This window comes from Acidisoma sibiricum (assembly GCF_057837225.1).
The window spans coordinates 2,400,066-2,421,383 of record NZ_CM174445.1 but is presented as its reverse complement, the minus strand read 5'-3'; the positions used below and the strand labels follow the sequence as shown (position 1 = coordinate 2,421,383).

Genomic DNA, 21,318 nt, shown 5'->3' with positions numbered 1-21,318 from the left:
CTACAATTCCACCTGCCGCCCCACTTCCAGAAAGCGGTCAGCCGGCAGGTCGAAGCGGTCTGACGAGCGCACGGCATTGCGATACAGGAAGCTGAAAATCTGCCGCCGCCAGGCCGGCAGGCGGTGACCTTTTTTGCCCGGCACGACCTGATCGCGCGCTGCGAAAAAGACGGCATCGTCCAGGTTGATCGGACAGCCGTTTTCCCGGGCGAGGGCCAATGCCATCATGGCGTTCGGCACTTCGACGAAGCCAAAATGCACGGTGACATGCCAGAAATCGCGGGCCACCTGCTCGACCTGCGCACGCTTCTCCGGCGAGACGCGGGGCACGCCTTCAAACACCAGGGTTAGCGTCACCACCTTTTCCTGCAAGGCGCCCATCTGTGCGACATGGCGCATGAGCATGACGGGCACCGCCGTGCCGGTGCGGCTGAGGAAGACAGCGGTGCCGGGCACGCGGGCGACCCGACCTTCGGTCAGGCTCGCGATGAACTGGGCCGGGTCCTTCTCGTCCTCGGCCAGGCGCACCCGCATGGCGTCCACGCCCTTCCGCCAGGTGCGCATGGCGCCAAAGATCAGCGCGCCCAGCACCAGCGGTATCCAGCCGCCATCCGCGATCTTAAGCAGATTGGCGGCGAAGAAGCCGAGATCGACCGCCAGGAAGACGGCACAGAGGATGCCGGCCTGCCACAGCGGCCAGCGCCAGACATCGCGCATGGCATTGAACAGCAGCGCGGTCGTCAGCAGCATCGTTGTCGACACGGCGGTGCCATAGGCCCCGGCCAGCTTCGCGGAACTGCCGAAGCCCCAGGTCAGCGCGAGCGTCGCGATCATCATCAGCCAATTTACCGATGGCACATAGATCTGGCCGTATTCCTCGTCCGAGGTCTGGCGGATATTCACGCCCGGCAGCCAGCCGAGCTGCATAGCCTGACGGGTGAGCGAAAACGCACCGGTGATGATGGCCTGGCTCGCGATGATGGTGGCCAGGGTCGCCAGCACGACCAGCGGGATGATGGCCCAGCCCGGCGCCAGCAGGAAGAACGGATTGCCGGTAAGATTGGGTTCCGCCATCAGCAGGGCGGTCTGGCCGGCATAACTCAAGAGCAAGGCCGGCAGGACGATGAAGGACCAGGCGGCGCGAATGGGCTTGCGGCCGATATGGCCCATATCGGCGTAAAGCGCCTCGCCACCCGTGATCGCCAGAAAGACGCCGCCGAGGACGAAAAGACTCTGCAGGCCATGCCGGATGAGGAAGCCCGCCGCATAGGCCGGGTTGATGGCGACCAGAACGCCGGGATGGTGGATCACCGGCACCAGGCCCAGCACGGCGATGACGATGAACCACAGCAGCATGATGGGGCCGAACAGCCGGCCGATGAGCGCGGTGCCCCATTGCTGAGCGGCAAAAAGCCCCAGAAGAATGACCAGCGCCGCCGGCAGCACATAGGGATGCAGGCTGCTGGTAACGACATCCACCCCTTCCAGCGCGCTGAGGACCGAGATGGAGGGTGTGATGATGCCGTCGCCGTAAATCAGCGCGGCACCGAACAGCCCCATGACGATCAAGGCGCCCGTCGTCTTGGACCGCTGCGAACCGACATGCTTGGTAACCAGCGACATCAGCGCCAGAATGCCGCCCTCGCCATTGTTATCGGCCCGCATCACGAAAACGCAGTATTTGATCGAGACAGTGACGATCAGCGCCCAGATGACAAGCGACAGCAGGCCAAGCGCGACACCGGCCGAGGGATGGCCACCGACATCCGTTACAATGGTCTGGTAGGTATAGAGCGGACTGGTGCCCAGATCGCCGTAGACGATGCCGAGTGCCGTCAAGGCCCCGATCGCGGTGAATGGCCGATCCGCGGGACTGCCCGCGCTCTCGCCTTTGCCCATCCTCTGGCTGGTTAGCGCCATGCTCCGCGTCCCGTATCCCGTGTCACTCAGGCTTGGAGCATCCCCGCGGCAGACGGGCAAGGCACCTGTCCGAGACAAGATCGGCCTCGGCGCGCTTTCGGCAATAGCCCGCATCGCCAGTTTATTCGGCTTTAATGCAAAGCCGCCCAGATGCGCATCGCGCTTTAATGCGAAGGCCGACTATTGAGAGGGTCCGTTCACATCGTCGGAACAGGTCCCGTGTTCAATCTCGTCTTCGTCATCCTGTGCCTATCCGCCCTGCTGGCCCTGGTCGCCATCGCAGCGATGCGCGAAGAGGGCCGCGATCAGCGCCCGCAAGACGGCATGCCTGTGGCGGCCCGCCACGCCCCGTCTCCGCGCCGTTCAGACCGTTAAAAAAGCAGGATTTTAATTCCGCTTTAATGCCGCCGCCTCGCTTTGCGAATGGCTCTTTAACGCGGTTCCCCGGCACCCTGTCCGTAGTCTCAAGAATGAGGTGCTTCCATGGGAGACGTGATCTCTATCGCCTTTACGGCGGTGATTTTCGCCCTTCTGATCGGTTTCGTTACATTTTGTCGAAAGGTCTGAGCTGTGCTCGATCTCGCACTCGGCGGCGTCGTTTCCGCCTTTCTGCTCGTCTATCTGGTCTGGGCGCTGCTGCGCCCGGAAGATTTTTGATGTCCGCGCCTGTTCACCCTGAACGCCGGCACCTGTCCCACGGATCAATATCATGACAGTCTCGGGTTGGGCCTATATGGCCCTTGTTTTCGTGCTGGTTCTGGCCGGCGCCATTCCACTCGGCCTTTATATCGCCCGCATTCTGAAGGGAGAGGTCCGCTTTCTCAAGCCTATCGAGCGCGGCATATACGCTATTTGCGGCATCAACCCTGACCGGCCGATGTATTGGCAGGAATATACCATCGCGCTGCTTCTGTTCAGCGTCATTCATGTCATCCTGCTCTATGCCATTCTGCGCCTGCAGCAATATCTGCCCTTCAATCCGCAGCATATTGCCGGCATGTCGCCGAGGCTCGCCTTCAACACGGCCGTCAGCTTTGCCACCAATACCAATTGGCAGGCCTATGTGCCGGAAGCGCAGATCTCGAACGGCGCGCAGATGTTCGGCCTCTGCGTGCATATGTTCGTCTCGGCCGCCGCCGGCATTGCCGTCGCCGGCGCCGTGATGCGCGCCTTCACGGCCTCCAGCATCGCCTCTCTCGGCAATTTCTACGCCGACCTGACGCGCATTACGCTGTATCTGCTGCTGCCCGGCGCCATCCTGGCCGGCCTGTTTCTGGTCTGGTCCGGCGTGCCGCAGAGCTTCGCGCCTTTCGCCAGCGTCCATCCCCTCATGGGTGGCAGCCAGACGATCGCGATCGGCCCGATGGCCTTCCAGGAAGCGATCAAGGAACTCGGCACCAATGGCGGCGGCTTCGTGAATGCGAACTCGGCCCACCCGTTCGAGAATCCGACGATCTGGACCAATATTCTGGAAAACTGGCTGCTGCTGGTCATCGGCTTCGCGCTGCCCATCACCTTCGGCCGTATGATCGGCAAGCCGCGCCAGGGTTTCGTGCTCTATGCGGCGATGGCCATCATTCTCGGCGCCGGCGTGATCGCGACCTACGCGGCCGAGGCGCAGCCGAACCCGCTGCATGTCGCGGCCGGCATTTCCGCCACCCCCGGCAATATGGAAGGCAAGGAAGCCCGCTTCGGCATCGCGCCTTCCACCACCTTCAATGTCTCGGCGACGGGCACCTCGACCGGCGCGGTTGACAGCTTCACCGACAGCTATATGCCGCTGGGTGGCCTGGTGCCGATCTTCATGATGCAGCTGGGTGAAATTGCACCGGGCGGCGTCGGCTCGGGCTTTTACACCATCATCGTCTTCGCGCTGCTCAGCGTCTTTGTGGCCGGGCTGATGGTTGGGCGAACACCCGAATATCTCGGCAAGAAGGTGCAGGCGAAGGAAATCAAGCTCGCCATGCTCTCCTTCCTGATCCTGACCTTCTTCATCCTGGTCGGCACCGGCTATACGGTTATCAGCAAATCCGGCCTCAGTTCCATGGCCAATGCCGGGCCGCACGGCCTGAGCGAAATGATCTATGCCTGGACCTCGGCCACTGAAAACAACGGCTCGGCCATGGCCGGCATCACGGCGGATACGCCGCTGCTGGATTACGGGCTGGGTGCGGCGATGCTGTTCGGCCGCTTTGCCTTCCTGATCCCGGTCCTCGCTATCGCCGGGTCCTTGGCGGCCAAGCCGAAACTGCCCGCTTCCTCGGGCACTTTCCCGACCGACACCCTGCTGTTCACCGGTCTTCTGATTGGCGTCATCATCATCCTTGGTGGCCTCCAGTTCATGCCGGCCGATACGCTGGGGCCGATTGCGGAGCATTTCGCGCTCTTCTCCGGCAAGACTTATTGATCTGGCACTCTGACAGAAGCCAAACATCATGACGCAGCATGCAGATACGATCGCTTTGTTCGATCGTGCCATCATCTCCCGCGCGACGCGCGACGCGGTGTTCAAGCTTAACCCTCGGACGCTGATGCGTAATCCGGTGATCTTCGTGACGGAAGTCGTCGCGATGCTCACCACCATCGTCGGCGTCGAGCAGATCTTCCATGGCCACGGCGCCGCCTTCTCGCTCTCGGTCGCGGTCTGGCTGTGGTTGACCGTTCTCTTTGCGACATTCGCGGAAGCCGTGGCGGAAGGCCGCGGCCGGGCGCGGGCCGAAAGCCTGCGCCGGGCGCGGACGGACACCATGGCGAAGCTCATCCTGGACCCGCGCGAGCCGCGAGTCTTCAAGCCCACCGCAGCACCCGATCTGCACAAGGGCGATCTTGTCCTCGTCGAAACCGGGGACCTCATCCCCTCGGATGGCGAAATCGTGCAGGGCATTGCCTCGGTCAATGAAAGTGCGATTACCGGTGAAAGTGCGCCGGTCATCCGCGAGGCCGGCGGCGACCGCTCGGCCGTTACCGGCGGCACGCAGGTCGTCTCCGACTGGCTGGTGGTGCGCATTACCGCCGAACAGGGTGCGACCTTCCTGGACCGCATGATCGCACTGGTGGAAGGGGCCGAGCGCCGCAAAACCCCCAATGAGATCGCGCTTGATATTCTTCTGGCCGGCCTCACCATCATCTTCCTGATCGCCGTCGTCACCATCGTGCCGCTCGGCATCTATTCCGGCACCAATCTCGGTGTCGCCGTGCTGGCGGCCCTGCTGGTCTGCCTGATCCCGACGACAATCGGGGGCCTGCTGTCGGCGATCGGCATCGCCGGCATGGACCGGTTGATCCGCTTCAATGTCATCGCAACGTCCGGCCGCGCGGTGGAAGCCGCCGGCGACGTCGATGCGCTGCTGCTGGACAAGACCGGCACCATCACCTTCGGCAACCGCATGGCGGCGGGTATCTATCCCGTGCCCGGCGTGACCGACCGCGAACTAGCCCAGGTGGCCGCCATGTCCTCGCTGGGTGATGAGACACCTGAGGGGCGCTCCATCGTTACCTTCGTGCGTGACCGCTTCGGCGTCACCGTGCAGGAGCCGGCAGGCGCGATGTTGGTACCCTTTTCCGCCAATACGCGGCTCTCGGGCCTCGATCTGCCGGATGGCAGCATTCGCAAAGGTGCGGTCGATTCCGTGCTGCGCGCCATTGGCCTCACCGAGCCGCCCAAAGCCTTCACGGATGCCGTGGGCCGCATTGCCGCGGCGGGCGGCACGCCGCTCGCCGTCAGTGCCGACAAGCGTCTGCTCGGCGTGGTGGAACTCAAGGATATCGTCAAACCCGATATCAAGGAGCGTTTCGCCGCCCTGCGGCGCATGGGCATCCGCACCGTCATGGTGACGGGCGACAACCGCATCACCGCTGCCGCCATCGCGGCCGAAGCGGGGGTGGACGACGTGATTGCCGAGGCGACGCCGCAGGATAAGCTCGACTATATCCGCAAAGTGCAGGCCGAAGGCCGGCTTGTCGCCATGTGCGGTGACGGCACCAATGACGCCCCGGCGCTCGCCCAGGCCGATGTCGGTGTTGCCATGCAAACCGGCACGCAGGCGGCGCGCGAGGCCGGCAATATGATCGACCTCGACAGCGATCCGACCAAGCTCATCGAAATCGTCGAAATCGGCAAGCAGCTGCTGATTACCCGCGGGGCGCTGACGACCTTCAGCATCTCGAACGATATCTCGAAATACTTCGCGATCCTGCCGGCGATTTTCGTGGGGGCCTATCCTGGCCTGCAGGCACTGAACATCATGCGTCTATCCTCGCCGGAAAGCGCCATCCTGTCGGCGGTGATCTTCAATGCGATCATCATCGTGGCCCTGGTGCCGCTGGCGCTGCGCGGCGTCAAATTCCGCGCGATCGGTGCCGGCGCGCTGCTGCGCCGCAACCTGCTGATCTACGGCCTGGGCGGTATTCTGGCGCCATTCGTCGGCATCAAGGTGATCGACATCGTGCTGCATACCTTCCGCATTTTTTCCTGAACCACGCTGCTTGAGAGATCATTCCATGATCCGCGAAATACGCCCTGCCCTGTCGCTGGTGATTCTGTTTACCATCGCCCTGGGCTTCATCATGCCGGGGATTTTCACCCAAGTGGCACAAGCCGTCTTTCCCTTTCAGGCCGGTGGCAGCCTGATCACCCAGGACGGCAAGCCGGTCGCCTCCGCCATCATCGGCCAGAACTTCGCCGGCCCGACCTGGTTCAACCCGCGTCCTTCCGCGCTGATGGGGACGGATGCCAAGGGCAATGCGATTGCCACGCCCTATGATGATTCGGAATCCGGCGCCTCTAACCTGGCGCCGACCAGCGCGGCCCTGCTCAAGACCATCCAGGGCCGCATCGCCGACTGGCACAAGACCTATGGCGCAGGCCCGGTGCCGGCCGATGCGGTGACCAGCTCCGGCTCGGGCGTCGACCCGGACATATCGCTCGCCAATGCGCTGGCGCAGGCGCCGGTGGTGGCCGCCGCACGGCATCTGTCGCCTGATGCCGTGACCGCCCTCGTCAACAAACTCGCCTATGCCCCGGCGCTCGGCTTTATCGGCACGCAGAATGTCAATGTCGTGCAGCTGAACCTCGCTTTGGCGCAGATGCATTAAAGCCTAGATCGTGCGGGACTTCACATCCCGCAGGATTTCCCGGGCGGCGTTGTGTCCTGGAATGCCGGAGACACCGCCGCCCGGATGCGTGGAAGACCCACACAGGTACAGCCCTTTCACCGGCGTGCGATAATCGGCATAGCCCGAGACCGGACGCTGAAAGAACAGCTGATCAGCCGCCAGCTCACCATGAAAGATATGGCCCTGCGGCAGCCCGACAATCGCTTCCAGATCCGGCGGCACCAAAGTCTGCTCGAAGATGATGTCACTGGAAAAGCCGGGCGCGTAATTGTCGATCGCCTTGAACACGGTCTGCTTGAATTTCTCCTTTTCGACCGCCCAGTCCCCATTCTTGAGCTTATAGGGCGCGTGCCCGCCGAAGACATTAACGACATGCTTGCCCGGAGGCGCCAACGTGTCATCCACGATCGTCGGCGTACACAGCGTCATGAAAGGCTCAGACGAATACCAGCCGTGCTTGGCATCGTCATAGGCGCGCTCGAGATAGTCGATGTCCGGCGCGATATGGCAATAGGTGGGATAGGGGAAGCTACCCAGAGACCCGTCCGCCTTGGCCTTGTCCAGAATGCGGTATTGCGGCGGCCGTTCACAGGCGATGTTCATCTTGAAGGCGGTCGAGAAGGTCCGGTAGTTGCGGGCCTCGCGCAGCACCTCGCCCGGCACCGCGCTCTCGGGCAGCATCTTGAGATAGAGCGTCTTGGCATCAACACCGGACGCGATCACCCGCGCCCGGAAGATATCGCCCGTGGTCGTCACCACCTCGGCCGCGCGGCCAGCGCTGACGCGGATTTCGCCAACAGCGGTTTCGGTGAATATCGCAACACCTTTTTCACGCGCCGCAGAGGCCAGCGCCTGGGTGATGGCCCCCATGCCGCCCTTGATGAAGCCCCAGCCGCCCGCCCCTTCATGCTCCCCCATGATGTGATGCATGATGACGTAGGCCGAGCCAGGCGTTTTGGGGCCGGCAAAGGTGCCGATGGAGGCGTAATACGCGAGGCAGGCCATGACCCTGTCATCCTCGAACCATTCGCGCAGGTAATCATAGGCGCTCATGGTCAGCAGATCGACCAGGCGATACATCTTCCGCCCGATCTTGCGGTATTTCCAGAGAAGGGAGGCTGATTCGCGAAAGCTCTTCCAGTCTCGCTTGGCCGGATCGACGGGCGTTTCCCAGAGCAGAGAGCGGACGACTTTGGTCGCTTCCTGCAGATAGGCATCGAAGGCCGGATAGATTTCCGCGTCATGCAGGGAGAATTTGGCGAAGCTTGCCTGCGTCTTCTTCATATCCTCCGAGAACAGGATGTAATCATCATAGGAGACGGAGGAGATCATGTCCGAACAGGGCAGAACCGTGAGGCCGTGACGGCGCAGGTCGAAATCCCGGATGATGCGCGGATGCAGCAGGCTCATGAGATAGGAGAAGATGGAGGCGCGGAAGCCGGGCGCGATCTCCTCCGTCACGGCCGCACCGCCGATGACATGGCGGCGCTCCAGCACCGCGACCTTCAGGCCTTTGCGGGCCAAATAGTTTGCGCAGACAAGGCCATTATGGCCGCTGCCAATGATGACGGCATCATAGTCCCGTGCGACCGACGCCATCATCAACCCTCCAGCCCCGGCATCGCGCGCCGCACCATATCCTGAAAGGCTTTCACGGCTTTTTCCTGCCGCGGAGACAGGATACCGCGATCATAGATGCCGGTATTGAGGTTGCGCTGCACGCCGGTGACGATGTCCAGATCCTCGGTGATGATCTGCGCGGACCAGGCGGCCGAGCGTGCATTCTCCTCCGCCTTTTCGGGGCTGATATCGGAGAACAGATACCAGTTGATATGACGCAGGCGGCCCGCACCCAGCGGCTCGACGGTCGCGATGGAGCTGCCCCATTCGTACAGATTCAGCATGAGGAAGGGAAAACGGTAGAAATACAGCCCATCCGTCATGCCGCCGTCACGCTTCGGCCCATAGAGATGAAACAGGCCGTGTTCGGGATAGGGCTCGATCGTGTAGCGGCTGATGTCGAGGCTTTCACACAGCCCCGGATGCATGCTGGGACAGTGGTAGCATTCGAGGTAATTCTCGCCATAGGCTTTCCAGTCGACCTCGACGTCGCGATTTTTCTCCGAGAAGAATTTCTGGCCCTCCAGCGGATAGTGTGCTGCGAGCGGCACGATCGGCCCCAGCCATTCGGTCAGGCTCGGTCCCGCCATCGCGATGCGGATGAAGACAAGGCCACGCCATTCATCGGCGGAGATGGGAAAGAGCGACCATTGAGCTGGCTCCACCTCACCCTTGGCCGCACCAAAGCCTGGCGCCCGGTTCAGGCAGCCGTCGAGATTGTAGGTCCAACTGTGATAGGGGCAGCGGATGACGCCCCCCGGCATCTGGCCCGCTTCCTCCTGCGTCAGCATCGACGCGCGATGACGGCAGACATTGTGAAAGCCGCGCAGGCTGCCGTCATCCTGGCGCACGAGCATGATCGGATAGCCGATGATGGTGCCGGTGATGAAGTCCCCAGGATCGGCCAGTTGATCGCTGCGCGCGAAGAGCAGCCATTCGCGCGCAAAGATGTCGCGTCGCTCGCGTTCAAACAGACCAGGGTCACGATAGAGCGATGCCGGCAAGGTCGGCGCCACGGATGAGGCTTCGGTCCGGTCGATGATCGACATCGCTCTGTCTGTCCTCGCTTAGGTGTTGATCTAGTCTGCTAGTCCCGTCTTGTCTGGTCGCGTGGTAATGTCTCAGCGCTGGCCGATGCTGCGCCCGGCGCCATCCGGCACAGCCAGGCCGCGATGGCTGGCGGCAAGGCCCTCAAGCACCGCCAGCACTTCAGGCGCCGCCGGCACGGCTCGATGCGCCTTCATATCCACATGCAGCATCATCTGTTCGGCGGTGGCCAGAAGCCGCCCATCGCTATGCAGCAGGCGATGGAAAATGTGGATTCGCTTCTCGTCCTGTCCCAAAATCTGCGTGGTGGCAGAATAGGATTCGCCGAGCCGGATCTCATCCAGATGGCGAAGATGCGTCTCCACCGTGTAGTAGCTGAACCCTTTCGCGAGCATGGCGCCATCCATGCCGATACGCGCAAGCAAAGCGTCCGTCGCATAGCCGAAAATTTCGAGATAGCGGCTCTCGGTCATATGGCCGTTATAGTCGATCCATGCGGCCGGCACCTGACCTTCATAGAGCCGCAAGGGCTCAGCCGTCTCCGTCGCCTCCGCCGCCGCCTTGTCCCGCAGGCGCTGCTCGAAACCCGCCAGCGTGTCACCCGCACCAAATTGCTGGGTCTTGAGGGAGCGCATGATGCCAATCAGGCAATCATCGCGCTTCGCTTCCAGATCCCGAAAACCCCATCGGCATGACTGGTCATCGGATTGCGCCGCCACGAGATCGACAAGTTCATCGGTGAAATCCGGCACATCCATCAGCTTCGTCCAGGGCAGTTTCAACGTCGGGCCGAACTGCGCCATGAAATGGCGCATGCCGGCCTCTCCACCCGCCAGACGGTAAATCTGGAAGGTGCCCATGAAGGCCCAGCGCATGCCGGCCCCGAAGCGGATGGCGTCATCGACCTCCTCGACGGTCGCGACGCCATCATGCACCAGCCACAGCGCCTCCCGCCACAGAGCCTCCAGCAGGCGGTCTGCGATGAACCCGTCGATCTCTTTCCGCACATGCAGCGGGTGCATGCCAATGCCGGCGAAGAACGCCTTCGCCCGCGCGATCGTCTCCGGCGATGTCTTCTCACCGCCGCAGAGTTCCACCAGCGGCAGTAGATAGACCGGGTTGAAGGGATGCGCGACCGTCAGGCGCTCCGGCCGCGTCATGCGGGCCGAAATACGCGTCGGCAACAGGCCGGAGGTGGAGGAGCAGATCAGTGCATCCGGCTCCGCGAAGCGGTCAATCTCAGCCAAAATTATCTGCTTGACGCTTTCGACTTCGGGCGCGCTCTCCTGAATGAGGTCAGCGTCCCGCACCGCCTCTTGCAGGCTGACCGCAAAATGCAGCTTTCCCAGCGGCGGCAGGGGGGCCGCGATGAGCTTGCGCCAGGCGCGGCCCGCGAGGGCCACCATCTCCCGCAAACGGCGCTCAGCCTCGGGGTGCGGATCGAAGACCGTGACGTCGAGCCCCGCGAGCAGGAAGCGCGCGGCCCAGCCCCCACCGATGACACCGCCGCCGATGATGGCGCAATGACGGATCTCGCTCATGCGGCGGCTCCCACGGAAACGCGCTTCTCCAGCTTGAGCTTGGCGCGCACCTCGTCCGGTCCCATGATGCGGGCACCCATGCCGGTCGCCACCTGCACCGCCCGCTCCACCAGCCGGCCGTTGGTTGCCGGCACACCGCGCGACAGCCAGATATTGTCTTCCAGACCCACGCGGATATTGCCGCCTGCGAGCAGCGCCAAGGCGGCATAGGGCAGCTGCATGCGGCCGATGGAAAAGGCCGAGTGGACGGTGCCGGGCGGCAGATTATTCACCATGGCCATCAGCGTCTGCGGGTCATCCGGCGCGCCATAGGGAATGCCCATGCAGAGCTGGATCATCACCGGATCATCGATCAACCCCTCCTTGATGAGCTGCTTGCAGAGAACGAGATGGCCGGTGTCGAACACCTCAATCTCCGGCCGCACGCCCAAAGCCTGCACACGCCGCGCCATGGCGCGCAGCATGCCGGGCGTATTGGTCATGACATAATCGCCTTCGGCGAAGTTCATCGATCCGCAGTCAAGCGTGCAGATCTCCGGCAGAAGCGCCGTGACATGCGCCAGCCGCTCCTCCGCGCCTACCATATCGGTGCTCTGCATGTTGAGCGGCAGAGGATTTTCCACCCCGCCCAGCACCAGGTCACCGCCCATGCCGGCAGTGAGGTTGATGATGACATCGGTATCGGACGCGCGGATGCGGCGCACGACCTCGGCATAGAGATCCACGTCCCGCGCGCCACGGCCGGTCTTGGGGTCACGCACATGGATATGGGCGATAGCGGCACCGGCGCGCGCCGCCTCGATCGCCGCCCCCGCAATCTGCTCCGGCGTGATCGGCACATGCGGATTCTTGCCGGCACTGTCGCCGACGCCGGTGACGGCACAGGTGATGAAAGCATCCCAATTCATGGGCCTTAACTCCGAGGGCGTCTGCAAGGTGAGGCGCGTTTCACGCCGCCAGTTGGAAGGGTGCAACTGTCACGGATACGGTGCTATACATTCTCCGCAGATTTCCGTCCGTTTTCCGAAAGACCGCGCTTGGCCGCTGCCCCCGCCCCGCCCCCGCCGATGCAGATCGACATTCTGCTGCAGGACCAGTTCTCGCTCATGTGCCTGGCGGCGGTGATCGAGCCGCTGCGCGCGGCCAATCGGGTCGCCGCCCAGCCGCTGTATCGCTGGCGCCTGCTCTCCCGCCAGGGGGCTTCCGTGCTCAGCACCTCGGGCCTGTCCCTCGCGGTGGATGGCGTCTTCGACCCGGATGGGGGGCGGGACGCGCTGTTCCTTCTTGGCTCCTTCAATACTCGCGTCACCGACCGCAGCCTGCGGGCGGCCCTGCGCCGCGCGGCGCGGGGCCGCGCCATCATGGCAGCGGTGGAGGCTGGGTCCTGGGAACTGGCCCGCGCCGGCCTGCTGGACGGGTTCAAAGCGACCACCCATTGGGAGGATCTGGACGAGTTTGCCGCGAGCTTTCCGAAGATCACCGTCGCCCAGGACCGTTTCGTCATGGACCGCCGCCGCTGGACGGCAGGCGGCGCCACGCCGGCGCTGGATATGATGCTGACGCTGCTGCGGCAGGAACACGGCCTGCCGCTGGCGCTGAACGTCGCCAGCGTTTTCGTCTATGATCAGACGCTCCCGGGCTCCACGCCGCAACCGGTCGTCTCCCTCGGCCGCCTGCTGGGCGACGATCCGGCGCTCGCCTGCGCCATTGCGCTCATGCAGCGCCATCTGGAGGAGCCGCTGGCGCTGGCCGCCATTGCGGCGCAATCCGGCGTGAAGCGGCGAACGTTGGAAACGCGCTTTCGCACGCAGCTCGGCCAATCCCCGCATCACTATTACCTCGACCTGCGGCTATCGGCCGCCAAGCGCATGCTGGAACAGAGCGGCATGAGCGTGGCCGAAGTCGCGACCGCCCATGGCTTCACCTCGGCCTCCGGCTTCGCGCGGGCCTTTCGCGGACGGTTCCAGATGAGCCCGCTGGCCGCCCGGGCCGCCATGCGCATGCCGGTGCCGCCGGCGACCGGGCGGATGACCGGGTGACGATCGCGAAATTCCTGCGATAGTGGCGGGCACATCGCCTCAGACTGGATAACGACCTTGGCCGACAGAGACCGCGATCCGCTGCTACAGCCCTTTCAGTTGAAGCATCTCACCTTGCGCAACCGGGTGATGAGCACGGCGCATGAGCCCGCCTATTCCGAAGACGGCATGCCAAAGGACCGCTACCGGCTTTATCATGTCGAAAAGGCGCGCGGCGGCATCGCGCTGACCATGACGGCGGGGTCTGCCATCGTCTCGCGCGATTCACCGGCCGCCTTCGGCAATCTTCTCGCCTATCGGGATGAGATCGTGCCCTGGATGAAACAACTCACCGACGCCTGCCATGAACACGGCGCAGCGGTGATGATACAGCTCACCCATCTTGGCCGTCGCACGGGCTGGAACAAGGCGGATTGGCTGCCGGTGCTGGCGCCCTCGCGCGTGCGGGAGCCGGCGCATCGCGCCTTCCCGAAAGCGGCCGAGGACTGGGATATCGAGCGCATCATCGCCGATTACGCGGCCGCTGCCCAGCGCATGCAGGCGGCCGGGCTGGATGGGATTGAGATCGAAGCCTATGGGCATTTGATGGACCAATTCTGGTCGCCCGCCACCAATCAGCGCGATGATGCCTATGGCGGGACGCTGGATAACCGCATGCGCTTTTCGCTCCGCGTGCTGGACGCGATGCGGGCTGCCGTCGGCCCCGATTTCATCATCGGCCTGCGCATGGTGGCCGAGGAGGATTGGAGCACCGGCCTGACCCGCCGCGACGGGATTGAGATTGCGCGCCGCTTCAAGGCCAGCGGCATGGTCGATTTCCTCAATATCATTCGCGGCCATATCGACACCGACAATGCCCTGGTCGACGTCATCCCGCTCATGGGCATGCGCTCAGCCCCCAGTCTCGATTTCGCGGGAGAGGTGCGCGCGGCTGCCGACATTCCGGTGTTTCACGCGGCCCGCATTGCGGATGTGGCGACCGCCCGCCACGCCATTGCCGAAGGCAAGCTCGATATGGTCGGTATGACCCGCGCCCATATCGCCGACCCGCATATCGTCCAGAAAATTCTGAACGGGCAGGAAGATCGCATCCGCCCCTGTGTCGGTGCCACCTATTGCCTGGACCGCATCTATGAAGGGCAGGACGCGCTTTGCATCCACAACGCCGCCACCGGGCGGGAAGCGTCGATGCCGCATGTGATTGCGAAAAGCCCCATGCCCGGCCAGCGCGTGCTGGTGGTGGGTGCCGGCCCGGCGGGGCTGGAAGCCGCGCGCGTGGCGGCCGAACGTGGCCAGCAGGTCACGCTGTGGGAGGCGACCGACCGGCCCGGCGGCCAGGTGCTGCTCGCCGCACGCCACGCCCGCCGTCGTGATCTGATCGGCATCATCGACTGGCGCATGCAGGAGCTGGCGCGGCTGGGCGCCGCGATTCGTTTCGGCGTTTTCGCCGAAGTTGAGGATGTGCTCGCCTTCACGCCGGATATCGTCTTTCTCGCGACCGGCGGCCTGCCGCATACGGATGTTCTGACATCCGGCAATGAATATGTTGTCTCCGCCTGGGATATTCTCTCGGGCCAGGTCAAGCCCGCGGACCGCGTGCTGGTATTTGACGACAATGGCGCCTACCCCGCGATGCAGGCGGCCGAGATGATGGCGGAAGCTGGCTCCGCGGTCGACATCGTGACGCCGGAACGCTTCTTCGCACCCGAAATGGGCGGCCTGAACCACGCGGCCTTCGCCCGCCGCTTTCAGCAGCATGGCGTGCGCATCACCATCAACAGCCGCCTGCTATCAGTGCGGCGCGCGGGCAATGAACTGGTGGCGGCGGTCGGCAGCGACTATGGCGCGGCCGTTCACGACAGGCATGTCGATCAGGTCGTGGTGGACCATGGAACCCTGCCGGATGAGACGCTGTATGAGGCGCTGAAGCCCCATTCCGTCAATCTCGGTGCGGTCGATTACGAGGCTCTGGTGGCCGGGCAACCGCAGACGGATATACGCAACAGCTTCGGTCAGTTTCGGCTGTTCCGCATCGGCGATGCGGTCGCCAGCCGCAATATCCATGCCGCGATCTATGATGGGCTGAGATTCGCAAAAGAGCTGTAGCGCATGGCATCAACGGCGGGCCGTCACTGGCTGCGGTCGCCACCGTCGCAGAAATTCACTTTTTCGTGTCTGGCCACGGCGCGCAAAGCGCATCTTTGTAGGTTGCGCAATTCGTAATGGTGTGGTGCTCATGATCTCGTTCGCAATAGGAGATGATGACCACATTGTCTGAGCGCAATTACACCCTGCGCTTCGCCATAAAGCTTCCACATTGTGGAAACAAAATCGTTCAACTGGCCTTCAGCTTGTGCTGATTCCTGAGGGATCGCGGCAAACGCCGATGGCATAAAAATGACACTGACCGGACGTCCAACGGCAAGCAGGTTATCCTATCACCATCGTCGCATGACGCCATCGCCAGCTCATATTGTCTCGATTTAGCAATAGAGTCTGGATCGCGCTGACGCAATGCGTGCGACAGGACAGGGAACCAGTCATGCCCGCCATAGATTGGGTCGATCCAGATCATTGGCCCATTGACCAAGGATCGGTTGAGCCATGCGGTTGACACCTGCATGGCGGACGATCCGTGACGCAGGAGATTACGATGAAGACGAGCCTATCCCTCTCGGCCGCTGCCTGCGGCTGCGCACTCATCGCGCTCACAGCATGCCAGATGCCGGCGCAACCGGGACAAGCCGCTGCGACCACCCCAACCCTCTCGGCCAAAGACCTTGCGGTCCTGCAAACAGCAGCACAGGCCGGCGATCCCGAAGCCGAGCATAAGCTGGCACATTATTATTACGCCATCAAAGACTACACGAATGGGCATGCATGGTGTCTGAAGGCGGCCGCCCAGGGCAACGCAGCCTGTGAGGCAAATATAGGGGACGACTACTACTATGGAACCGGCGTGCCGAAGGATTTAGCGCAATCGGTTGCTTGGTTCCGCAAGGCCTCCGATGGGGGAGATCCACGGGGCCTGTACTCCCTTGGCTACGCCTATTACAAAGGTGAAGGGGTACCGCAGGATGCCGCTAAAGCCGCCTATTGGTGGCAAAAGGCCGCCGACCGGGGCAATCTGGATGCGGATTACGATTTGGGCGTGCTCTATAGTGGCGGCCAGGGCGTCAAGCGGAATTACGCCAAGGCTGCAGCTTTTTACCAACAATCCGCAGCCAGCGGCGACGCGATGGCAGAGACCAACCTTGGCATATTGTATCAGAACGGCCAGGGCGTGAAGCAGGACTATGATCAGGCCGCATTTCTATTCACCAAGGCCGCCAATCAGGGCGATATGCATGCGCAAACCGCCCTTGGGTCATTGTATGAGCATGGCCAGGGCGTTCCCCAAAACACGTCTGCGGCTGCGAGCTGGTATCAGAAGGCTGCTGCGCAGGGTGATGTGAATGCACAAAACGCGCTGAAAAGTCTGACCGGCCCCGGTCAGGCGCCAGCCGCCCCCGTCTATTACCCGAACAATCCGGCGCCCACCCCGACATCCGATCAGAACCAGCAAGACGATAGCGACGCGCAGCAGCAGCAGTTCCAGCAGGAGCAATATATGCAGCAGTTGCAGCAGCAGCAGAGAGACCAGCAGCAGCGCGACGAGGAATATCAGCAACAGCAGGAACAACAGCAGCAGGAACAGCAGGAGCAATACCAGCAGCAGCAGGAACAGCAGGAGCAGTATCAGCAACAGCAGGAGGAAGAGGAACAACAACAGCAGCAGGAAGAAGAGCAACAGCAGCAGCAGGGCGAATAATCGTCACGCCATCCGCGAGCGCCCCGGCACGGGCGCTCGCGGGACGCCGGTTCTAGCGGACCGTAGCCGGGCTTCCGATAAACCTCGTCCCACTTGACGAGAATCTCCGGCTTGTAGATGTCTTCGACCCAATCTTCGGGTCTCACATCCTCAATCGCCACCGAAATGGTTGCCGGGTCCAGCGTCAGCGTCTCAATCGCCACCTCTGCCAAGGCGTTGGCGAGTTCAGCCTTCTGCGGACCCCCGCGACCCGCAGCCAGTTTCACAATGATATGCGGCATGGTGGTTTCCACCATCACCGCATGATGAAGCCGCCGTCCACCGAAATGGATTGGCCGGTGACGTAGCTTGCGGCGTCGCTGCTGAGCCATAGCACCGCATCCGCAATCTCTTCCGGGCGGCCGACGCGCCCCATCGGCACCGCCTTCTCCATCCCCTTCAGCTGCTCGCCCTGGCCGTCCGCGACCATCTGGTCGACCATGGGCGTCCAGATGAGGCCAGGGCAGACGGCGTTGATGCGGATACCCCGCGCGGCATATTCGAGAGCGGCACTTTTGGTGAAGCCCACCACGCCGTGCTTGGCCGCATGGTAGATGCCGCGCTCAGCCCCGCCCACCAGCCCGCCCAGGGACGAGCAATTGACGATGGCGCCGCTGCCTTTTTGGCGCATCTGTGCCAGCTCGAATTTCATGCAGCTCCACAGGCCGCGAAGATTGATGCCCATCACCCGGTCATAATCTGTCCCCGTGGCATCGGCTGTTTCGGCCAGCACGTTCTGGACGCCGGCATTATTGTAGGCGACATCAAGCCGGCCGAAGGTTTCGACGGTCCGTGCCACCATGGCTTCAACGGCCGCGTCATCTGCGACGTCGCACTGAATGGCCACGACTTTGTAGCCCTTTGCCGATAACGTCTCGGCCGCTTCATGTACGGCTGTCTCGTTCCAGTCGGCGAGTGCCACCGCAGCGCCGGAGGCCGCGAAAGCTTTGGCCGTAGCAAGGCCGAGGCCGGAGGCCGCGCCCGTGACGAGCGCGACCTTTCCATCAAAGGCGATATTCATCTGTGAATCCGTTGTCTAGCGCGCCGTGCGCGCGGCTTCCGACTGCGGGTAGCGATCACCTGCTACGGCAATCTTCGCCACGGCCGCATCCATTTTAGCAAGTTCTTCGGATGACAGGACAATCTCGGCGGCCGCGATATTCTCCGCAAGCCGGTGCAGTTTGGTCGTGCCGGGAATAGGGACGATCCAAGGCTTTTGCGCCAGGAGCCAGGCAAGCGCGATCTGCGCCGGGGTCGCACCATGGCGTCTGCCAATCTCTTCGAGCAGATCGACCACCGGGCGGTTCGCCTTCAGCGCATCGGCCGTGAACCGGGGCAGCGTGCTGCGGTTGTCATTGCCGCCGAAGGTCGTGGTTTCATCCATCGTGCCGGTGAGATACCCCCGCCCGAGCGGGCTGTAGGGCACAAATCCGATGCCCAAAGACCCGCAGAGCGGCAGCACCTCGGCTTCGGGCTCCCGCCACCACAGCGAATATTCGCTCTGCACGGCCGCGACCGGCTGCACGGCATGGGCGAGACGGATGGTTTCCGCCGCCGCCTCTGACAGGCCGAAATGCCGCACCTTGCCCTCAGCGATCAGGTCCCTCACGGTGCCGGCGACATCCTCGATCGGCACTGCGGGATCGACGCGGTGCTGGTAGAAAAGGTCGATCGTCTCCACCCGCAGCCGCTTCAGCGACCCTTCGGCTGCCTCGCGAATGCGGTCCGGCCGGCTATTGAGCCCGCCGGTGCCGCCAGGGCCGAGATCGAAGCCGAACTTGGTTGCGATCGTGACCTTCTGCCGGAACGGCGCCAGCGCTTCCCCCACCAAAGCCTCATTGGTGAAAGGGCCATAGACCTCAGCGGTATCGAAAAAGGTCACGCCGCGGCCGATTGCGTCATGGATCAGCGCAATCATCGCAGTTTTATCCGCCACCGGGCCACGATGATGGTTCATCCCCATGCAGCCAAGGCCAAGGGCCGAAACGATGAGGGAACTGTTCCCAAGCTGGCGCGTCCGCATCATAGGCTCCTCTCCCAGGACGCGATCAGGCGGCGTCAGCCTGATACTGTTCGTCGGTCACATGCTCCATCCAGTCCACGACCTTGCCGTCCAGCTTCTCCTGGATCGCGATATGGGTCATCGCCGTGGCCGGGCTTGCGCCATGCCAATGCTTCTCTCCCGGCGGAAACCAGACGACGTCGCCGGGGCGAATCTCCTCGATCGGGCCACCCTCACGCTGTACCCGGCCGAAGCCGGCGGTCACGATCAGGGTCTGGCCCAGCGGATGGGTATGCCAGGCGGTGCGGGCACCCGGCTCGAAGGTGACGCAGGCCGCCGCCCCGCGCGCGGGCTCCTCAGCCTGGAACAGCGGATCGATGCGGACGGTGCCCGTGAACCAGTCGGCCGGCCCCTTGCCGGAGGGCTGCGTGCCATTGCGTGTAATCTTCATTCGTCTGTCCCCTTTGCTTCAGCGGCGGCCAGGCGGCCTCTCAGCCTCTTATCTAGGACGGGTGGCTGGACAGCATTAGGCGTAATAATCCACATAGGTTTATAGGCAGGCCTTATGAATAGAAGCGGGACAGGAACCTTGGCGCAAAAACGACGCAGAGCGGCGATCCTGGGCCGCCGGTGACGGGAAAGGCATGACCGCGCATGGCCCAGAATAACATGAACGACCTCGTCGCCTTCCTGGCCGTCGCGACGGAGCGCAGCTTCACCAAAGCAGCCGCCAAGCTCGGCGTCTCGCAACCGGCCTTGAGCCAGACAATCCGCCAGCTCGAGGAACGTCTCGACCTGCGGCTGCTGGTCCGCACCACCCGCAGCGTCTCTCCTACGCCCGCGGGCGAGCGGCTGCTGCAGAGTGTTGGCCCGCGCCTCAGAGAGATTGAGGAGGAACTGGACGCGCTACGCTCGCTGCGAGGCAAGCCGGCCGGCACCATCCGCATCACGGCGGGCGATCACGCCGCCAAAACCGTGCTGTGGCCAAAATTGACACGGTTTCTGCTGGCCTACCCGGATATCAATGTCGAGGTCTCGCTGGACTATGGCCTCACCGATATCGTGGCCGAACGATATGATGCCGGCATTCGTCTGGGCGAGCAGGTTGCCCGCGACATGATCGCGGTGCGCATCGCGCCCGACATCCGTTTCATCGTTGTCGGGTCTCCGTCGTATTTCACAGGCCGCGCGGCCCCTGCAACGCCGCAGGAACTGCCGCAGCATCCCTGCATCAACCTGCGCCTGCCCACTTATGGCGGGCTCTATCCGTGGGAATTGGAAAAGGACGGGCTGGAGCTGAAGGTACGCGTCGAAGGGCGGCTGGTCTTCAACAGCGTCTTCGGCGTGTTGGATGCGGCGGTCGAAGGTTTCGGCCTCGCGCATGTGCCGGAGGACCTGGCGCGCCCTTATCTGACCTCGGGCGGCCTTATCCAGGTGCTGGAGGACTGGTCACCGCTCTGGACAGGATACCATCTCTATTACCCGAGCCGACGCCAGTCCTCGCCGGCCTTTTCATTGCTGATGGAGGCGCTTCGCTACCGGAGCTGAAGGCCCGGCGGTGGCGGATGCACTGTCAAAAACTTGGCGGCGTGCAGGCGCTGATGACTTCGCAAGGAGTGGCCCCAAGGCAGCGGAAGCGGTGCGGGCGGCGGCTGTCGAAATAATAGGCGTCGCCCGGTCCCAGAATGCGGCGCTCATCCTCGACCGTCACTTCCAGCCGGCCAGACAGAACGATGCCGCCCTCCTCGCCCTCATGGGTCAGCAGGATTTTGCCGGTATCGGCGCCGGGCTGGTAGCACTCCTTCAAAATCTGTAAGGCACGGCCAAAGAGATTGTGGCCGACCTGGCGATAGGAGATCGGTCCCTTGCCGATTTCGATCAGCTCCTCGGCGGTATAGAAAGCCTGGCGCGGCCGATCCGGCTCGAAGGAGAAGAATTCGGCCAATCCGATCGGGATCGCGTCGAGAATGCGCTTCAGCGCACCGACCGACGGGTTGGTGCCATTCGATTCAATCAGCGAAATGGTGGAATTCGTCACCCCCGCCCGCTTGGCCAATTCCCGCTGCGAGAGGTTGTGCGCCATGCGCAGGTAGCGAAGCCTGCCACCGATATCGACCGTCACCGCATAGCTCCCGTTTCGGCTGTTCGAGATACCGAACACTTACCCCTACCCGTCGCGCCTTT

General features: G+C 63.1%; 19 protein-coding genes. 9 read left to right on the top strand and 10 right to left on the bottom strand.

What is annotated here, in order from left to right; all coding sequences use genetic code 11:
• Window positions 1-1,920: a potassium transporter Kup gene (locus AC3G7M_RS11440; RefSeq protein ID WP_489212054.1), complete on the bottom strand. Its 1,920-nt coding sequence runs from the start codon at window positions 1,918-1,920 to the stop codon at window positions 1-3.
• Window positions 1,921-2,139: 219 nt separating this feature from the next.
• Between AC3G7M_RS11440 and AC3G7M_RS11435 the strand changes: the two genes are divergently transcribed.
• The 5 genes from AC3G7M_RS11435 (at window position 2,140) to kdpC (ending at window position 7,014) form a co-directional block, all read left to right on the top strand.
• Window positions 2,140-2,295, top strand: coding sequence for a hypothetical protein (locus tag AC3G7M_RS11435; protein WP_489212053.1), 156 nt, complete (start codon window positions 2,140-2,142; stop codon window positions 2,293-2,295).
• Window positions 2,296-2,490: 195 nt separating this feature from the next.
• Window positions 2,491-2,577 carry a K(+)-transporting ATPase subunit F gene (kdpF, locus tag AC3G7M_RS11430; RefSeq protein ID WP_489216034.1) on the top strand — a complete coding sequence of 29 codons (87 nt, stop codon included), beginning with the start codon at window positions 2,491-2,493 and terminating at the stop codon, window positions 2,575-2,577.
• 52 nt (window positions 2,578-2,629) lie between these two features.
• Entirely contained in the window at window positions 2,630-4,327 is a 1,698-nt protein-coding gene (gene kdpA, locus AC3G7M_RS11425) for a potassium-transporting ATPase subunit KdpA (RefSeq protein ID WP_489212051.1), read from the top strand.
• Between the two features lie 28 nt (window positions 4,328-4,355).
• Window positions 4,356-6,395 carry a potassium-transporting ATPase subunit KdpB gene (kdpB, locus tag AC3G7M_RS11420; protein WP_489212050.1) on the top strand — a complete coding sequence of 680 codons (2,040 nt, stop codon included), beginning with the start codon at window positions 4,356-4,358 and terminating at the stop codon, window positions 6,393-6,395.
• 25 nt (window positions 6,396-6,420) lie between these two features.
• Window positions 6,421-7,014, top strand: a complete 594-nt coding sequence (gene kdpC / locus AC3G7M_RS11415) for a potassium-transporting ATPase subunit KdpC (protein ID WP_489212049.1) — start codon at window positions 6,421-6,423, stop codon at window positions 7,012-7,014.
• A 3-nt stretch (window positions 7,015-7,017) separates the two neighbouring features.
• Here kdpC and AC3G7M_RS11410 read toward each other — a convergent pair whose 3' ends face one another.
• The 4 genes from AC3G7M_RS11410 to AC3G7M_RS11395 form a co-directional block, all read right to left on the bottom strand.
• Window positions 7,018-8,637, bottom strand: coding sequence for a phytoene desaturase family protein (locus tag AC3G7M_RS11410; RefSeq protein ID WP_489212048.1), 1,620 nt, complete (start codon window positions 8,635-8,637; stop codon window positions 7,018-7,020).
• Entirely contained in the window at window positions 8,637-9,704 is a 1,068-nt protein-coding gene (locus AC3G7M_RS11405) for an aromatic ring-hydroxylating oxygenase subunit alpha (protein ID WP_489212046.1), read from the bottom strand. The genes AC3G7M_RS11410 and AC3G7M_RS11405 overlap by 1 nt, the downstream gene beginning before the upstream one ends.
• Before the next feature lie 72 nt (window positions 9,705-9,776).
• Window positions 9,777-11,243, bottom strand: coding sequence for a carnitine 3-dehydrogenase (locus AC3G7M_RS11400; RefSeq protein ID WP_489212045.1), 1,467 nt, complete (start codon window positions 11,241-11,243; stop codon window positions 9,777-9,779).
• Complete coding sequence (locus AC3G7M_RS11395; RefSeq protein WP_489212044.1) at window positions 11,240-12,151, bottom strand: beta-keto acid cleavage family enzyme; 912 nt, start codon at window positions 12,149-12,151, stop codon at window positions 11,240-11,242. The genes AC3G7M_RS11400 and AC3G7M_RS11395 overlap by 4 nt, the downstream gene beginning before the upstream one ends.
• 129 nt (window positions 12,152-12,280) lie before the next feature.
• Between AC3G7M_RS11395 and AC3G7M_RS11390 the strand changes: the two genes are divergently transcribed.
• The 3 genes from AC3G7M_RS11390 to AC3G7M_RS11380 all read left to right on the top strand — a co-directional run bounded on the left by AC3G7M_RS11390 (window position 12,281) and on the right by AC3G7M_RS11380 (window position 17,093).
• Window positions 12,281-13,282, top strand: a complete 1,002-nt coding sequence (locus tag AC3G7M_RS11390) for a GlxA family transcriptional regulator (protein ID WP_489212043.1) — start codon at window positions 12,281-12,283, stop codon at window positions 13,280-13,282.
• Window positions 13,283-13,339: 57 nt separating this feature from the next.
• The gene (locus tag AC3G7M_RS11385; protein ID WP_489212042.1) at window positions 13,340-15,388 is read left to right on the top strand and encodes an FAD-dependent oxidoreductase; all 2,049 of its coding nucleotides are present in this window, start codon (window positions 13,340-13,342) and stop codon (window positions 15,386-15,388) included.
• Window positions 15,389-15,935: 547 nt separating this feature from the next.
• On the top strand, window positions 15,936-17,093 hold the full coding sequence (locus AC3G7M_RS11380; protein ID WP_489212041.1) for a tetratricopeptide repeat protein: 1,158 nt from the start codon (window positions 15,936-15,938) through the stop codon (window positions 17,091-17,093).
• On the opposite strand, the gene AC3G7M_RS11375 is transcribed toward AC3G7M_RS11380, so the two are convergent.
• Genes AC3G7M_RS11375 through AC3G7M_RS11360 form a run of 4 tightly spaced genes read right to left on the bottom strand, consistent with a single transcriptional unit; the run spans window position 17,021 to window position 19,585 of the window.
• On the bottom strand, window positions 17,021-17,374 hold the full coding sequence (locus AC3G7M_RS11375) for a tautomerase family protein (RefSeq protein ID WP_489212040.1): 354 nt from the start codon (window positions 17,372-17,374) through the stop codon (window positions 17,021-17,023). The genes AC3G7M_RS11380 and AC3G7M_RS11375 overlap by 73 nt on opposite strands.
• 14 nt (window positions 17,375-17,388) lie before the next feature.
• The gene (locus AC3G7M_RS11370) at window positions 17,389-18,153 is read right to left on the bottom strand and encodes an SDR family NAD(P)-dependent oxidoreductase (protein ID WP_489212039.1); all 765 of its coding nucleotides are present in this window, start codon (window positions 18,151-18,153) and stop codon (window positions 17,389-17,391) included.
• 15 nt (window positions 18,154-18,168) lie between these two features.
• Complete coding sequence (locus AC3G7M_RS11365; RefSeq protein WP_489212038.1) at window positions 18,169-19,158, bottom strand: aldo/keto reductase; 990 nt, start codon at window positions 19,156-19,158, stop codon at window positions 18,169-18,171.
• Window positions 19,159-19,180: 22 nt separating this feature from the next.
• Window positions 19,181-19,585 carry a (R)-mandelonitrile lyase gene (locus AC3G7M_RS11360; protein ID WP_489212037.1) on the bottom strand — a complete coding sequence of 135 codons (405 nt, stop codon included), beginning with the start codon at window positions 19,583-19,585 and terminating at the stop codon, window positions 19,181-19,183.
• A 203-nt stretch (window positions 19,586-19,788) separates the two neighbouring features.
• Here AC3G7M_RS11360 and AC3G7M_RS11355 point away from each other — a divergent pair, with 203 nt between their 5' ends.
• Window positions 19,789-20,682, top strand: coding sequence for a LysR family transcriptional regulator (locus tag AC3G7M_RS11355; protein ID WP_489212036.1), 894 nt, complete (start codon window positions 19,789-19,791; stop codon window positions 20,680-20,682).
• Between the two features lie 25 nt (window positions 20,683-20,707).
• Here AC3G7M_RS11355 and AC3G7M_RS11350 read toward each other — a convergent pair whose 3' ends face one another.
• Window positions 20,708-21,256, bottom strand: a complete 549-nt coding sequence (locus tag AC3G7M_RS11350; RefSeq protein ID WP_489212035.1) for a cupin domain-containing protein — start codon at window positions 21,254-21,256, stop codon at window positions 20,708-20,710.
• Between the last annotated feature and the right edge of the window lie 62 nt (window positions 21,257-21,318).

Bases quoted from the DNA above. Each gene is read 5' to 3' on its own strand.
- kdpA (WP_489212051.1), top strand. From the start codon at position 2,630: ATGACAGTCTCGGGTTGGGCCTATATGGCCCTTGTTTTCGTGCTGGTT.
- kdpB (WP_489212050.1), top strand. From the start codon at position 4,356: ATGACGCAGCATGCAGATACGATCGCTTTGTTCGATCGTGCCATCATC.
- kdpC (WP_489212049.1), top strand. From the start codon at position 6,421: ATGATCCGCGAAATACGCCCTGCCCTGTCGCTGGTGATTCTGTTTACC.
- AC3G7M_RS11360 (WP_489212037.1), bottom strand. From the start codon at position 19,585: ATGAAGATTACACGCAATGGCACGCAGCCCTCCGGCAAGGGGCCGGCC.
- AC3G7M_RS11440 (WP_489212054.1), bottom strand. From the start codon at position 1,920: ATGGCGCTAACCAGCCAGAGGATGGGCAAAGGCGAGAGCGCGGGCAGT.
- AC3G7M_RS11395 (WP_489212044.1), bottom strand. From the start codon at position 12,151: ATGAATTGGGATGCTTTCATCACCTGTGCCGTCACCGGCGTCGGCGAC.
- AC3G7M_RS11400 (WP_489212045.1), bottom strand. From the start codon at position 11,243: ATGAGCGAGATCCGTCATTGCGCCATCATCGGCGGCGGTGTCATCGGT.
- AC3G7M_RS11365 (WP_489212038.1), bottom strand. From the start codon at position 19,158: ATGATGCGGACGCGCCAGCTTGGGAACAGTTCCCTCATCGTTTCGGCC.
- AC3G7M_RS11405 (WP_489212046.1), bottom strand. From the start codon at position 9,704: ATGTCGATCATCGACCGGACCGAAGCCTCATCCGTGGCGCCGACCTTG.
- AC3G7M_RS11380 (WP_489212041.1), top strand. From the start codon at position 15,936: ATGAAGACGAGCCTATCCCTCTCGGCCGCTGCCTGCGGCTGCGCACTC.
- AC3G7M_RS11410 (WP_489212048.1), bottom strand. From the start codon at position 8,637: ATGATGGCGTCGGTCGCACGGGACTATGATGCCGTCATCATTGGCAGC.
- AC3G7M_RS11375 (WP_489212040.1), bottom strand. From the start codon at position 17,374: ATGCCGCATATCATTGTGAAACTGGCTGCGGGTCGCGGGGGTCCGCAG.
- AC3G7M_RS11355 (WP_489212036.1), top strand. From the start codon at position 19,789: ATGGCCCAGAATAACATGAACGACCTCGTCGCCTTCCTGGCCGTCGCG.
- AC3G7M_RS11370 (WP_489212039.1), bottom strand. From the start codon at position 18,153: ATGAATATCGCCTTTGATGGAAAGGTCGCGCTCGTCACGGGCGCGGCC.